The 13,902-nt window shown below is 68.6% G+C and carries 13 protein-coding genes; 3 read left to right on the top strand and 10 right to left on the bottom strand.

Annotation, left to right across the window (positions count from 1 at the left end; genetic code table 11):
• Positions 1-33: 33 nt before the first annotated feature.
• Genes VNF71_04315 through VNF71_04305 form a run of 3 tightly spaced genes read right to left on the bottom strand, consistent with a single transcriptional unit; the run spans position 34 to position 2,841 of the window.
• On the bottom strand, positions 34-1,308 hold the full coding sequence (locus tag VNF71_04315) for a serine/threonine-protein kinase (GenBank protein ID HVA73769.1): 1,275 nt from the start codon (positions 1,306-1,308) through the stop codon (positions 34-36).
• Between the two features lie 45 nt (positions 1,309-1,353).
• Positions 1,354-2,211: an LLM class flavin-dependent oxidoreductase gene (locus VNF71_04310; GenBank protein HVA73768.1), complete on the bottom strand. Its 858-nt coding sequence runs from the start codon at positions 2,209-2,211 to the stop codon at positions 1,354-1,356.
• 24 nt (positions 2,212-2,235) lie between these two features.
• Positions 2,236-2,841 carry a hypothetical protein gene (locus VNF71_04305; protein HVA73767.1) on the bottom strand — a complete coding sequence of 202 codons (606 nt, stop codon included), beginning with the start codon at positions 2,839-2,841 and terminating at the stop codon, positions 2,236-2,238.
• A 120-nt stretch (positions 2,842-2,961) separates the two neighbouring features.
• On the opposite strand from VNF71_04305, the gene VNF71_04300 reads away from it, so the two are divergent.
• Positions 2,962-3,291 carry a hypothetical protein gene (locus VNF71_04300; GenBank protein ID HVA73766.1) on the top strand — a complete coding sequence of 110 codons (330 nt, stop codon included), beginning with the start codon at positions 2,962-2,964 and terminating at the stop codon, positions 3,289-3,291.
• Here VNF71_04300 and VNF71_04295 read toward each other — a convergent pair.
• Complete coding sequence (locus VNF71_04295) at positions 3,275-3,655, bottom strand: hypothetical protein (GenBank protein HVA73765.1); 381 nt, start codon at positions 3,653-3,655, stop codon at positions 3,275-3,277. The two genes, VNF71_04300 and VNF71_04295, sit on opposite strands and share 17 nt — an antisense overlap.
• A complete protein-coding gene (locus VNF71_04290; GenBank protein HVA73764.1) occupies positions 3,636-5,408 on the bottom strand; it encodes an MFS transporter in 1,773 nt (590 codons plus the stop codon). Before VNF71_04290 ends, VNF71_04295 begins: the two co-directional genes overlap by 20 nt.
• A 61-nt stretch (positions 5,409-5,469) precedes the next feature.
• Between VNF71_04290 and VNF71_04285 the strand changes: the two genes are divergently transcribed.
• On the top strand, positions 5,470-6,864 hold the full coding sequence (locus VNF71_04285) for an amidase family protein (GenBank protein HVA73763.1): 1,395 nt from the start codon (positions 5,470-5,472) through the stop codon (positions 6,862-6,864).
• 10 nt (positions 6,865-6,874) lie between these two features.
• Here VNF71_04285 and VNF71_04280 read toward each other — a convergent pair whose 3' ends face one another.
• The 3 genes from VNF71_04280 to VNF71_04270 form a co-directional block, all read right to left on the bottom strand.
• Complete coding sequence (locus VNF71_04280; protein HVA73762.1) at positions 6,875-7,525, bottom strand: hypothetical protein; 651 nt, start codon at positions 7,523-7,525, stop codon at positions 6,875-6,877.
• A gap of 114 nt (positions 7,526-7,639) precedes the next feature.
• Positions 7,640-9,028 carry an amidase family protein gene (locus VNF71_04275; protein ID HVA73761.1) on the bottom strand — a complete coding sequence of 463 codons (1,389 nt, stop codon included), beginning with the start codon at positions 9,026-9,028 and terminating at the stop codon, positions 7,640-7,642.
• Positions 9,029-9,246: 218 nt separating this feature from the next.
• Positions 9,247-9,852 carry a PilZ domain-containing protein gene (locus VNF71_04270; GenBank protein HVA73760.1) on the bottom strand — a complete coding sequence of 202 codons (606 nt, stop codon included), beginning with the start codon at positions 9,850-9,852 and terminating at the stop codon, positions 9,247-9,249.
• A 105-nt stretch (positions 9,853-9,957) separates the two neighbouring features.
• Here VNF71_04270 and VNF71_04265 point away from each other — a divergent pair, with 105 nt between their 5' ends.
• A complete protein-coding gene (locus tag VNF71_04265; GenBank protein ID HVA73759.1) occupies positions 9,958-10,638 on the top strand; it encodes a Clp protease N-terminal domain-containing protein in 681 nt (226 codons plus the stop codon).
• On the opposite strand, the gene VNF71_04260 is transcribed toward VNF71_04265, so the two are convergent.
• Positions 10,635-13,235, bottom strand: coding sequence for a cation-transporting P-type ATPase (locus VNF71_04260; protein ID HVA73758.1), 2,601 nt, complete (start codon positions 13,233-13,235; stop codon positions 10,635-10,637). The two genes, VNF71_04265 and VNF71_04260, sit on opposite strands and share 4 nt — an antisense overlap.
• A gap of 416 nt (positions 13,236-13,651) precedes the next feature.
• A partial coding sequence (locus VNF71_04255; GenBank protein ID HVA73757.1) for a PIN domain-containing protein occupies positions 13,652-13,902 on the bottom strand: 251 nt, incomplete at its 5' end.

Genomic DNA, 13,902 nt, shown 5'->3' with positions numbered 1-13,902 from the left:
TAAGAGGATGCGCTGCCAATGGCGGGCACCTCTTTAGCCTCCGCCCCCGTCACCGCCTTTTCCCGGGCCACCACCTCCGCCGCCGTGATCGTGCTTCGGCGGCCCGGGCGGAGGCGCCGTCGCCGGGGGAAGCGTGGTGGTGGGCAGCGTGGTAGCGACCGTGGCCGGCGTGGTGGGGGGTAGATGGGTCTTGGAAGCCGGCGATCCGCTCCCGCTCGTGCCGGCAGCGACCGAGATGCCGACGATCGCGGCGACGGCGGCTCCCCCCGCTAGGACCGCCAGCCCGAGACGCCGGCGGGCAGCGCCGGCGTGCAAAACCTCCGTCGCGCCGGCTCCGACCGTGCCGAGCAGTTCGGTGTCCTCTGGGCTTGCCGGCGCGACCTCGCGCCAACTCGCAGGACCGGCACCTCCCGCAGATCCCGGTTCTGCGGCGCCGCCAACTCCTGCGGCCCCGATGACCCCTGCGGCGCCGTTCCAGCCCTGCCGCACACCCAACGCCTCCGCCATCTCCTCCGCGGACGAGAACCTCGCCGCAGGGTCGCGCGAGATGCTCCTCTCGATCGTCAAGACCATTGCCGGCGGCACGTCGCGCCTCATGTCGACCAGTGGTTCGGGCGCCTGGGCGGAGATCACCGCAGCCCAACCTTCGGGGCTGTCGGCGTGGAAGGGCCGCCGTCCCGCGAGAGCCTCGTAGAGGATCACCCCGAGCGAGTACAGATCGCCGGCGGGGGTGGCCTCACCGCCGAAGAGCCTCTCGGGCGCCAGGTACGCCGGCGTGCCGAGCACCATCCCCGTCACCGTGTCGTCAGCGCCCTGCATCTGCAGGCTCTTGGCGATGCCGAAGTCGCTCACCTTCCAACGGCCGTCTTCGGTCTTCAAGATGTTCGCCGGCTTGATGTCGCGGTGGACGATCCCGGCAGCGTGCGCGGCGCCGAGCGCGCCGAGCACCTGCGACGCGAGCGACTGCACCGCGCGCACGGGCATCGGTCCGTCCGCGATCTCGTCTCGCAACGACCGGCCGGGCAGACGCTCCATCACCATGTAGGGGATCCCGCCGTCCTCACCGGAGTCGTAGACGGCGACGACATTCGGGTGGACCAGACGGGCCGCGGAGCGTGCCTCGGTCTCGAACCGCCGGCGAGCCGACGGCTGCGCAGCGACATCCGCTCGCAGTGTCTTGATCGCCACACGGCGCTCGAGGCGCCGATCCCAGGCCGCATGAACCTCACCCATGCCCCCACGCCCTATGCGCTCGCCGCACTCGTAGCGGCCGGCGACTAGCCGGTCCACGGCGGGGTCAGCTGCCACGACTACTGGACCTACCCGCGCGAACCCGGCGGGTAACGACGGCCGTCATTTCTGCAGGTCGAGCAGGGCATCAGCCATCCATCGCAGCTCGTCGTGCCAGGACGTGACCGCGCGCACCCGCCGCACCACGAACTTCGAGAGCCCAGCGTCGACGAACCTCCCGACGAGGTCCCTGAGCGCGTCGCGGCCGACCGGCACCACTTCACCGAGGTCGACTTCGGGGCGCGACCGTGAGCGCAGTCGTACAGCGTGGTCCAAATCGCCTGCTTCACGGGCGTACGCGATGCTCAGGCCGAAGTGCTCGGGGTCGATGACCCTGCCCGCTTCGTCCGCTGCTCGGACGATCTCCTCTCGTACGGCTTTCGCGCGGTCGGGGCTCACCAACGACCCCAGCCACCCGTCAGCCAGCCTGCCCGCCCTGCGGATCGCCTGCGGCCCAGAACCACCGAGCCAGATCTCGAGCGGGTCCTGTACGGGCCTGACCGCCAAGGGGATCTCACCGCCGCCTGCCCATAGCTCCCGCAGCTGGGGGATCAGCTCGTCGAGCAGCCGGCCCCGGTTGGTGTTGCCGATCCCCAGTGCCTGCCGTTCGCCGGGCTGGTCGAGTCCCGGCACGAGCGTTACGAGCAGCCGGCCGGAGGTGAGCCTGTCCAGCTGCGCCAACTGCCGGGCGAACACGTACGGGGCGTGCCCGAACGGTACGAAGTTCGCGCCGACCTTCACACGGGATGTCGCGGCTGCCGCGACCGCCACGGCGAGCATCGGGTCGGCCGACGCCATGAGCGGGACATCTGAGAACCAGACGGTGTCGAAGCCCAGACCCTCGCCTTCCGACAGCGACCCGGCGAGTTGCTCGGGATCCGGCGCTCCGGCTCCGAGCGAAACCGCGAAGCGGACCTTCACGCCGGCAAGGCTACGCGAACCTCCTTAGTAGCCGCCCCCGCCCCCGCCCCCGCCCCCGCCGCCGCTCGTGGAAGCTGACGTGGAGGTCGACGAGCCACCGGCGGGGTTGCCCGAGGTGCTTACCGCGTACCAGGTGCCTCCGAAGCTGGTGATGCCCACGCCGCTGGCCGTCCCGGCGTGATCGCCGGCGTACTCGTACAGCGGCCAGCCGTCGTAGGTCACGTAATGGGCGCCTGACGCCGACATGGCGACACCGAGATGGGACGCACCGACGCCGCCACCGGCGACGGCGGCGTTGACTCCATTTGGCAGCTCGACAGCGGGCCAGATCGCTGTGCAGCCGTTCGAGCCGGTGCAGGTGACCTTGCCGCCCTTTTCGGAGCTGAGCAGGTAGAGCGTGCGACCCTGGCCGTTGACGAGGACCGTTCCGAGGTTGCCGACCGACGCCGCCTTGATCGTGTACGCAGCCGCCGTCCCACCGCCAGGTCCGGAGCCCGACGCGGCGGGTGTATTGGTAGGAGAGGACGAACCGCAACCGGCAGCGACGAGCGCCGCGCAGGCGGCCGCGACCACCCCCCCGGCCATCCACTTCCGGTGCCCGTCTTCCGTTCCGCGGAGATGATCCTTCATAGCAACAAGTACGTCGACCCGGCTCGTTCGGGATTGCCTCGGATGCCTCTCAAGACCAAGTGATCCGCAACTTCGGACACACAGGCCGCTGTAAGAACCGACCAGAGGTACCTTGGGCCCGTGATCCTCGCCCTTTTCGTGGTGCTGCTCGTCCTCTTCGTCGTGTTCCCCCTCCTCGGCATGGCGCTGTGGGCCCTGTTCACGACGATCGTCGTCGGGCTCGTGCTGGGAGCGCTCGGCCGCTTGGTCGTGCCCGGCCGCCAGCGGATCAGCCTCCTGGTGACCGCCCTCGCCGGCATCATCGGCGCGATCGTCGGCGGGTTCATCGGCGACCACGTGTTCGGCGTCGGCTGGTTACCGACCCTCCTGCTGGAGATCGGTGTGTCCGCGCTCCTCGTCGCGGCCATGAGCACCCCGCGCGGAGCCGGCAAGCTCAGCGGTCTGGGCTGACCCGGATCCCCGCGGCGCTCGCCACCCTCTGCGCCTCCGCGCGCGGGTCCTCTCCCTCGTCGACGGATACCAGCCAGCGCTCGAACCTTCCGGTGGCAAGCTCGACCTGAACGGCCGGGCGGCTTCCGTGCAGCAGTGCGAAGTCGTACCCGGTCCCGTGCCGGCGCGTGCCCAGCGCGGCGATGCGCGGGATGCCCGTGCCGGCCATTCGCCAGCCGCGCAGGGCCTGCCACGGGTACTTCGGGACGCTCACCGACCGGATCGTCGTGAGTGGCACCCTGATGTTGCCGTGGAACCCGGCGATCTTCTCCCTCCAGGTCAGGCGGAGGACGAGATCGGAACCGTCAACCTCGAGCCGGCCCATGAGTCGAGGATAGGGCCCGGGACGCGCTCCGGGCGTGCGCCTCGATCTCCTCCTCGAGCGTCTCGCCTTCGCCGTGTACGTAGCGTCCGCCCCGCATCAACGACGCCACCGCCGCGACCAGCGAGCATCCGATCGCGAAGTCGAACGCGTACCTGAGACCGGTCTTGAAGGCGGGGCTGATCAAGCTCGGGAAGAAGCTCCTGCCTGTCAGGTATGCCGCGTGGGAGGCGCCGAGGTGGCCGAGCACCGCCTGCGGAACCAGCTGGCGCACCGGGTTGTAGCCGAGGAACGCGGCGAACAGGCTGCCGATCGGTGGCAGGCCGGCGATCTTGTGAGCCACGTCCGGCGGAACGCCCTGTGCGGTCAGGCCGCTGAACAGGCTCGTCGGCAACGTCGCTGCGAGGCCGAGGGTGATCACCGAGAAGAAGACCCCGATCGACAGGACCTGCGAGGCGTTCTGGAAGGTGTTCATCATCCCGGCGCCCGCCCCGCGTTGATCCGCCGGTAGCGAGTTCATCACCGCCGCGCGGTTCGGGGAGCTGAACATCCCCATTGACAGGCCCATGAGAACGAGGATTGCCGCGAACGCCAGGTAGTTGAAGTTCATCGGTATCACCTCGAGCAGGGCGAAGGCGACGGCGGTGGCGAGCATTCCGCCGGTAGCGAACGGTCGGGCGCCATAGCGGTCCGAGAGGATCCCGGACACCGGTCCGGCGATGAGGAACCCGACCGTCAAGGGCACCATGTATATGCCTGCCCACAGCGGTGTCTCCTGGAAGCTGTAGCCGTGCTGGGGAAGCCAGATGCCCTGCAGCCAGATGATCAGCATGAACTGCAGGCCGCCGCGGCCGAGGGCTCCGAGAAGGTTGGCGAAGTTGCCCGCAGTGAACGCCCGGATGGAAAAGAGGTGCAGCCGGAACATCGGATCGGGCACGTGCTGTTCGATCCACGCGAAGACTCCCAGGACGACAACGCCGCCGGCGATCGCCCCGATCACCCAGGGGTTGGTCCACCCCATGCTGTGCCCGCCGTAGGGCTGGATGCCGTACACGATGCCGGTCAGCAGGACGATCAGACCGACGGCGAAGCTGACGTTGCCGGCCCAGTCGATTCGAGCAGGCATCCGTACCCCGCCGTCACGGAGCTTGAGGTATGCCCACACGGTTCCGAACAGGCCGAACGGGACGCACACCAGGAACACGAGGCGCCACTCGATGGGCGCCAGTACGCCGCCGATCAGCAGTCCCAGAAAAGACCCGGCGACGGCGGCAACGGAGTTGATTCCGAGGGCCAGCCCGCGCTGGTTGGTCGGGAAGGCGTCGGTGAGGATGGCCGACGAGTTGGCGAAGAGGAACGCACCCCCCACGCCCTGGAAGACGCGCATGACGATCAGCCAGATCGCCGCGGCGGCTCCGTGCATCCAGGTGACCGACAGCAGTATCGAGAACACGGTGAACACGGCGAACCCGAGGTTGTACATGCGCACGCGGCCGTACATGTCCCCGATGCGGCCGAAGCTCACCACCAGCACCGCGGTGACGAGCAAGAACCCCATGAGCAGCCAGAGGAAATAGGAGGTGTTGCCGGGGGCGAGCGGGTCGAGTCGGATTCCCCGGAAGATGTCCGGGAGGGAAATGATCGTGATCGACCCGCTGATCGTCACCATCAGCACGCCGATCGTGGTGTTCGACAGAGCGATCCACTTGTAATTACTGGGCCACTTGCAGCGGTCTGCCGCCTCCGCTGAGCTCATTCGACCAATGTACCGGAATAGTTGTCGTAGCTAAGTATCTCGGATGGGGCAAGCTCGCGCGATGGCCATACATGAGGAACTCCGCTGGCTCGACGCCACCGACACCGCCGGGCTCATTCGGAGCGGCGACGTCAAGGCGTCTGAGGTGGTCGAGGCCGCGATCGAGCGAGCCGAGGAGGCCCAACCGGTCCTCAACTTCATGGTGACCGACACGTTCGACCGGGCCCGCGCAAGGGTCGCCGCGAGCAGCGGCCCCTTCGCTGGCGTGCCGTTCCTCGTCAAGGACATGTTCGACGTGCAAGGCGTGCCAACGAGATGGGGCGCTCGCTTCGGGCCCTTCCTGCCGCCGGCAGCCAACAACAGCCCGCAGGTCGACGCCTTCGAGGCTGCCGGGCTCGTTGTCATCGGGAAGTCCGCCCTCGGCGAGATCGGCTACCTGCCGACCACCGAGCCTCTCGTGACGGGTCCCACGGCTAACCCCTGGAACCCGTCCCTTTCCCCGGGCGGGTCCTCCGGCGGTTCGGCAGCGGCTGTGGCCGCCGGCGTCGTCCCGGTGGCCGACGCCGCCGACGGCGGGGGCTCCATCCGCATCCCGGCCTCGGCGTGCGGGCTGTTCGGGCTCAAGCCTTCGCGGGACCGGCTGGTGGGGGAGCAGGCCCCTGCCGCCGGTTACCCACTCACGGTCGAGCACTGCCTGTCGCGATCGGTGCGCGACTCCGCTGCGCTCTTCGCAGAGATGGAGGGCGCAGGCGACCTCCCTCGCGTCGGCCATGTCGGCGGCCGGTCGCCGCGGCGGCTCCGTATCGGGCTGCTCGCAACGAGCTTGGCTGGGCGACAGCCCTCACGCGAGGTGCAGGACGGGGTCGACGCGACCGTCGCGCTGCTCACCGAACTCGGCCACCACGTCGAAGAAGCCTCCTACGCTTTCGACACGGCCCCAGTGATGGCGGATTTCTCGGTCTTGTACGCGTCGAGCGCCCTCGGTGTGCGCGACATGGTTGCCGGGTTCACCGGGACCGAACCGGACGAGAGCCTCCTGGAACCGTTCACCCTCGCCATGGCAGCCACTGCCGCGTCGCTCCCGGAGGGGGCCCTCGAAGAGACGAAGGCGCGCATGCACGCGCTCTCGACTCCCTACGAGATCTCCTTCGCGACGCATGACCTGTTCCTCTCGCCGGTGATGCTGACTCCTCCCGTTCCGACCGGCCACATCGCCGGCGACACCCCGTTCGATCTGCTGGTCGAGCGTCTCGGCGCGTACGTCGACTACACGGTGCTCCACAACCTCGTCGGTGCGCCGGCGATGAGCGTCCCGCTGTGGTGGACACCCGCGGGGATCCCGGTCGGTCTGCAGTTCGCTGCGCGTGTCGGCGACGAGCGGACGCTGTTCGAGCTCGCTTACGAGCTCGAACAGGCGCGGCCGTGGGCGGACCGGAGACCCCCGGCCCGCCCATGACATCGAGCAGCTAGCCCGCGGCTGGCTTCGCGCCTTTCTGCGTACCGGCTTTCGGTGTTGCGGCGACGGTTCCGGTGTCGCCGTCGCGCCGGCGGATCCGGAACGGGTCGCTGCCCGGATGGGTGTTCTTGTCCCCGAGGTGGACGAACTCGGTCTGCACGGTTGTCTTGTCTGCCTTGAGATTCACCTGCAGCCCGGGCGTGCAGGTGGTGGTGAAGTCGACGCCGTCCACGCCGCCGTAATCGACGAAGCGGAAACGGAGAGTGTGGCCCTTAGGGCCCACTTTCACGACGTCACCCTTCTCATCGCGGACCTTGACCAGGTTGCCGATCTTGCCCTTCGAGATGATCGCGCCGGTGAAGACGACCCGGTTCGCCTTGCCGGGCAGGTCGGGGTGGCTAAACCGCAGGCCCCAACCGCCCGTCGGGTTGTGCCAGAGGTAGGCGCCGTCGTCGCCGGCGTCGAAGCCGTCAGGCTTGCCTTGGACGTACGCCGGCCAGTGGGCGTCGGTGTTGCATGACGCCGCGCTGCGCTGGTGGGCGGGATTGCCGGACGTGCTGCTCGGCTGGGTCGTCCTTTGTGCTCCAGCGGCGGGGAGGCCGAACCCGGCGACTCCGGTCACCACTGCGGCTGCAAGACCGGTGAGAGACTTGATGTACATGGCTGCTCCTGATCGTGAGGTTCACGACGCCGGAACCCCCGACGTCCACCGATCGATCATGAGCGGCGGTCTTTTCCGAACTGAAAGGCAACCATCAGGATTCTGTAATGACGGCTAGGCCCCCGGCGGCGGCCTGTACCCGCCCGTCAGCTCAGCGAGCTTCGCCGCCACGAGGAGGGATGAGCGGTCCTCGAGATAGGGGCCGACCACCTGCACACCTACCGGCAGCCCACCCGAGGTGAACCCCACCGGCACGACAGTGGACGGCAGGTAGGCCACGCCCACCAGGCCCGTCCAAGCCAGGGTGTCGATCTGCGGCCGCTGCTTGCCGTTGACGGTGACGGAGCGGTCCATGATCGTCCCGTGGTGGTCGTGCGGGAATGCCGCCATCGGCATGACCGGGCAGAGCAGGATGTCGTGGTCGCGGAACCAGTCGGACCACACCGCCCGCATGCGGGCACGGACCTGGTCCTGGTCGAGCCAGGTGCGGTGGGGCCCGCTTATCGCGTCGCCGGTCTCCTTGTCGGTGCTCACGGATATCGCGGGAGTGATCAGCGACGCGAACAGAGCGGACGCGTCGGCGAGCTCGATCGGTGGCCTGTCCGCGGTCACCTTCGCACCGGCGGACTGCAACGCTCCTGCCGCGTGGCTCAACGCGTCCACGACTTCGGTGTCGACCTCGCAGGCGGGATCGTCCAGCCAGGTACCGATCCGGAATTCGCTGAGTCGTTCATGGCGGGGAGAGGGAAGCTCCAGCCGCCACGCCTTGGCGTCTTCACCCACCGGGCCGGCGAGCACCTCGAGCAGCAGGGCGAGGTCCTCCGGGCTGCGCGCGATCGGGCCGAACACGTTGATGTCCGCGTCCGTGATCCCGCCGCCGACGCGATCGAGATAACCCCTTTGAGGTACCACGCCGAAGCTCGGTTTGTGCCCGCACACACCGCAGTAGTTAGACGGGATGCGGACCGAGCCGCCGATATCGGTACCGAGCTCGAATGTCGTGAGACCCGTCGCCACAGCGGCCGCCGCGCCTCCCGATGATCCTCCTGTCGTGCGGGAGTGGTCCCAGGGGTTGTTGGTGGTGCCGAAGATGTCGTTGTGGGTCTGGATGTCTCCGGACCAGCGGGGCACGTTGGTCTTGCCGAACACGATGGCCCCCGCGGACCTGAGCCGCGCCACCGCCGGCGCGTCCTGAGACGGGACATGGCCCGCCAGTTCGGTGGCGCCGCCCGTGGAACGTATACCGGCCGTCTCGATCGCGTCCTTGGTCGTGATCGGTAGCCCGTGCAACGTGCCGCTGCTCTCGCCTCGCGCGGTGGCCTCATCCGCCGCGCCGGCGGCTTCCTGCGCCCGTTCGGCGTCCAGTGTCACAACCGCGTTCAGCACGGGGTTGAGCTTGTCTATCCGTTGCAGGTAGTTCTCGAGGAGCTCACGGCTCGACAAACGCCGCTTCTCGATCGCCGTCGACAGTTCTGCGATTGTCGAAAGTGCCGGCTCGTACATGTTCCCTCCGTTCTCTACGGCCGCATGAGCCAGCCGCCGCTCATATTGATGGTCTCCCCTGTGATGCAGGATGCCTCCGTTTCGCTCGGATTCTGGTCAGTTCCAGGACAGTCTGTCCACACCAACTGGGGGTGGTGGGAACAGGAAGTGACTCTTCAGGCTGCGGCAGTCCCCGCTGGCGTCAGCTGTCCTTGACCGCGCGCTCGCCGCCTAAGTGGTCAGGCCGCGGTGAGCTGTTGCAGCCGGCACGTGCCGTCGTCGTCGAGGTCGCGGAACGACAGGCGGTACCGCCATCCGTCGTCTGTCTCCTCGACTGCGATCGTCGCACAGCTGCACTCGATGTCCGCCCCGCCAGCCAGGCGGATCACGACCTTCACCTCGTTTGCCTTGCGAGGGTCGACCGGACTCAGCGTTTCCACGCACGCACCGCCGACGCTGATGTCGACCGTCCTTCCGGGAACGGAATCGACGTCGGAGCCGTGCAGAGGGCAGAGCGTGACCGGCAGATCGAGGCGGGCGCGCGGCCACCTCCGTCGTTCGATGCGCTCGATCGCCATGTCCGGAGCGCAGTAGACCTCCTTGCCTTCCGCCGTGGCCGTACCGCTCAACCGGAAGTAGACCCGCGGCGTGAACACGCTTACCACGACGTTACGGCTGTCGCCTGGGAACCCGCATTCCTCGTCGCAGTGGACGACCACCGCGCCGTTCGCGACCTCCACCGTTCCCGCTAGCTCTAGACCCTCACCCTCGACCAGCGCTGTCTGCCCTCCCAGCTGGTCGATCCAGTCGGGATGCTCGGACACCCATCTCAGGGACTCGCTCACCGTGCCGAGTCAACCAAGCCGCCAAGTTCGGTGTCACGAGAAATGCCGATAGGTACAGTCATCCTCATGCGAGCCGAGGCGCCGCCCTTGGTCTAGCTTGGCGCCGTGATCGAGCGCTACAGCCTCGCCGCCCGCCGGTCGGTGGATCTGGCGGGCGTGGAAGCACGGCGGCTCGGTCATCCTCACGTTGGCACGGAGCACCTGCTCCTCGGTCTGCTCGCCGAAGGCCACAATCCCGCTGCCCGGCTGCTCCACGGCGCCGGCGCGCCGCTGTCCGCCTGCCGCGAGAAGGTCAGCGAGGCCCTCGCCCGCCGCGACCTGCCGACGCCGGCGCGCGGCACGGGAGAGCTCGAGCTCACCGACCGGGCGGCCCGCGCCATGGACCGTGCCGGCAAGCTGTCCCTTCGGATGAAGAGCGAAGAGGTGGGCAGCGCGCACCTGTTGATCAGCGTGCTCGACGTCGAAGGCACCGCGGGCCAGGTGCTGCGCGGCCTCAACGTGGACCTCGTGGCGCTCCGCGAGGACCTCGCCGGCGCCGCCACCCAAGCGGACACCGCCGATTCCCGGCTGCCAGCGGTCGAACCCGTCGATCAGGGCGTTGAGCCGGCCGCGGCGGAGGCCGGGATCGTCGCGCACGCCGGCGCCGAGCCGGTCTGCGCGGCCTGCGGCAGACCGTTGCGGGCCACGCTGTCGGCCACCGTGCTCACGTCCGTTGCCGGCGCGGAGTACGAAGTCGTGTACTGCTCATCGTGCGGGGCCGGCCTCGGAGCTTCGCTCCTCGACTAGCCATCCTGGCCGGGGAGAGGTGCGGATCGCTTCCAGATCCGCGCCTTGTGGAGGGCGTCTACGAGCAGGACGGCCGGGGCCGCCGCCACCGCCGCCACCGCCGGCCACAAGGCGGGCGGCGCCTGACCGAGCGCGTGAGCCACCGGATGGACGAACAAGAATCCCAGCAGCGCGCCAAGTTCGACCACCACGGCACCCGCCACGAGCCGGTTAGACAGCCAGCCGAGGTTCCAGGGAGTTCGCCGGACGCTGCGGCAGGCGAACGCGTTACCCATCTGACCGAACACCACAGCCGTGAACGCGGCTCCTGAGGCAGCAGCGAGGACTGCATCGCTGGGCTTGGCCGCACCAGGACGCCAACCAGCGAGGAGTAGGGCGATGGTGAAGGCCAGGATCTCCACGGCCGCCTCCGCTGCTCCGAGTACAGCGAAGACCCTGAACAGGAGGCGCCGGTCGATGAGGTGACGTCCCGTCGGAGGCTGGTGGAGGCTTTGCGGCCTGGGTGGCTCTGCGCCGAGAGCCAGTGCGGGGAGCAGATCGGTGCCTATGTCGAGACACAGGATCTGCAGTACGCCAAGAGCTAGCGGAAAGCGACCTCCCGAGAGTGCCCACAGCACGAACGGGGTCAGTTCGGCGACGTTGTCGGTCAGGTGGTAGGTCAGGAATCGGCGGATGTTGGCGAAGGTCGAGCGACCTTCGGCGACGGCGGCGACGATGGTCGCGAAGTCGTCATCGAGGAGAACCAGGTCCGCCGCTTCGCGTGCCACGTCCGTGCCGCTGCGGCCCATCGCTATGCCGATGTCGGCCTCCTGCAGTGCGGGCCCGTCGTTGACCCCGTCACCGGTCATGGCCACCACGTGCCCGCGACGCTGCAAGGAGCGGGCGATCCTCAGCTTGTCCTCGGGGTCGACGCGACTGACGACCACGCCGTCGCGGTCGAGCAGGGCGCCGAGCACCTCCTCGTCGAGGGGGAGGTCTTTGCCCTCGAGCGCGACGCTGTCCGGGCCGGCGATTCCCACCTCCCGGGCGATCCCCATGGCGGTGGCAGGGTGGTCGCCGGTCACCACCGCAATGTGGATCCCGGCCTCGCGGCACGACGCCACTGCCGCCCTGGCACTCGGGCGAGGCGGATCCTCCAGGCCGACGAGTCCTAGCAGGGCGAGGTCCCGCTCGTCGGCGGGTGTGGCCGGCCTCGTTCCGTCCCACGAACGGATCGCGATAGCCAGCACCCGGAGGCCCCGTTCGGCCATACGATCGGCGACGAGCGAAGCTCCCGACGCGTCGTGGGAAAGGTTGAGGATCGCTTCGGGTGCGCCCTTGACGACCAGTTCGCCTCCCACAGCGACAGACATGCGACGCCGGCGCGTGTCAAACGGAACCCGGTCGTGCAGGGGACGGGAGCGCTCGTCGGCTTCTACGTCCACGCCAAGCCGGCGCGCGAACGTGTGGAGGGCTGCTTCCATCGGATCGCCGAGAGCGACCCACGACCCGTCCTCCTGTGCCGCCCGACCCGTTGAACAGCGCGCCCCCGCGAGCGCCAAGCGGACGAAGGACGGGCGAGCTTGCGCTGCGCAGGACACCTCGCCCGTGGGCTCGTAACCGGTACCGCTGACCGACGCTTCGCCCTCGAGAGTCCACGCCGCGACAACCGTCATCTCGTTGCGAGTCAAGGTCCCGGTCTTGTCCGTGCAAATGAAGGTGGTCGAACCGAGGGTCTCCACGGACTCGAGGTGGCGCACCAGCGCCTTGCGGCCCGCCATCCGCTGCGCCCCGCGGGCCAGCGAGAGGGTGACCGTCGGCAATAGGCCCTCGGGTACGAGAGCAACGGTGACGCCCACAGCGAACAAGAAACCGTCCTTGGCGCCGAAACCGACCAGCCAGGCGACGACGAAGAACGCGGTCCCGAGGCTGATGGCGATACCGGCGATCATCCGTACCACCCGGTTGAGCTCCAGAGTCAGCGGGCTCGTCGGTCTCTTGGCGTGCTGCGTCAGATCGACTATCCCTGCCAAGCGGGTCCGGGCACCGGTCGCGACCACGACTGCTTCGGCCTCACCCTCGACGCAGAAGGTGCCGGCGGCCAAGGACCCGCCGGCTTCCGGCAGTTCCGGAACGCTCTCGCCGGTGAGCATGGAGCAGTCGACGGCGAACAGCCGGGCCGAGATCACCTTTAGATCGGCGGAGATCCGGTCCCCAGCCGTAAGCAGGACCGCGTCGCCGAGCACCAGTTCGGCGACGTCGACCTCGACGGGTACACCGTCACGCCGGACCCGAGCCCGTCGGGGAAGCATCGATCGCAGGCGGGCCGCCGCCCGGCCGGCCCGGTACTCCTGGGCGAACGCAAATCCCCCGTTGACGAGGACCACGGCGACGATGGCCACAGCCAGCTGCGTCATCCCGGCCAGCGCAGCCAGCCCCGCGGCCACCCATAACAAAGCGGCGAAGAAGTGGGTGAACTGGGCGGCGAGCAGCCGCCAGGGAGCCGTCGTCCGGGCGGCGGGCAGGACGTTTGGCCCGTCTTGGACCAGCCGAGCCCGCGCCTCCGCCGAGGTCAGCCCGCGCGCGCCTTGAGCGAACGTCATGGTGTCGCCGCTCATGGCCCCATTAGATCCCAGCGGTGAGCCGTGCGAATAGAGCCGGTCGGCCCCTCGTTTCCCGAAGTGGAGGAGGTACCCGCTCCGCCGGCCGACGTCCGCGCCGGTGGCCAGGATCCTCCTCCGAGGGGCGAAGCTGCCAAGAGGTTAGAGTTGTGCCCAGGGAGAGGTGCGAGAGCGGCCGAATCGGACTCACTGCTAACGAGTCGTAAACCCGCCTCCGTTTCTAGTCATCGCTTGCCACTGGTCGCCGTTTTTGGCGTGTGACGTGGGGCTTCGCGGGCGAGCCGTTTGCCGGTGGTTGCCGCGGGCTGTCGCCGACCGTCACGCCCGCGCAAATCCTGGGCAAATCGTGGGTGGTCCCTCGGACTCACTGATGGTGAGCAACGAATCCCCGGCAGGATGCCGAGAGACAGCCCTCAGGAGACCGATCCTTGAGGCACGACCCATTCGCAACCCTGATCGGTGATGCCGGCGATGAGGTCATAGTCGGCGTCGTAGTGGATCACCACGAGCCGGTGCCGTTCGGCGGTGGCGGCGATGAGCAGGTCCGGGAACTTCACGGCGCGGAGCTGGCCGCGCTCGGAGAGGGCGCCCTGCACTTCGAGGGCGCGGTCCCATATCTCATCGGGCATTGCGAACGACTCGTAGCCCAGCTTGCGGTCGCGGC

Source organism: Acidimicrobiales bacterium (genome assembly GCA_035533095.1).
Taxonomy (GTDB): domain Bacteria; phylum Actinomycetota; class Acidimicrobiia; order Acidimicrobiales; family Palsa-688; genus DATLUM01.
The sequence above is the reverse complement of the archived record's forward strand: the minus strand, read 5'-3'. Positions and strand labels throughout refer to the sequence as shown.

What these genes read in the sequence shown, in the direction of transcription:
- VNF71_04305 (HVA73767.1), bottom strand. Translation starts at nt 2,841, where the DNA reads ATGAAGGATCATCTCCGCGGAACGGAAGACGGGCACCGGAAGTGGATG.
- VNF71_04295 (HVA73765.1), bottom strand. Translation starts at nt 3,655, where the DNA reads ATGGGCCGGCTCGAGGTTGACGGTTCCGATCTCGTCCTCCGCCTGACC.
- VNF71_04290 (HVA73764.1), bottom strand. Translation starts at nt 5,408, where the DNA reads ATGAGCTCAGCGGAGGCGGCAGACCGCTGCAAGTGGCCCAGTAATTAC.
- VNF71_04285 (HVA73763.1), top strand. Translation starts at nt 5,470, where the DNA reads ATGGCCATACATGAGGAACTCCGCTGGCTCGACGCCACCGACACCGCC.
- VNF71_04280 (HVA73762.1), bottom strand. Translation starts at nt 7,525, where the DNA reads ATGTACATCAAGTCTCTCACCGGTCTTGCAGCCGCAGTGGTGACCGGA.
- VNF71_04275 (HVA73761.1), bottom strand. Translation starts at nt 9,028, where the DNA reads ATGTACGAGCCGGCACTTTCGACAATCGCAGAACTGTCGACGGCGATC.
- VNF71_04260 (HVA73758.1), bottom strand. Translation starts at nt 13,235, where the DNA reads ATGAGCGGCGACACCATGACGTTCGCTCAAGGCGCGCGCGGGCTGACC.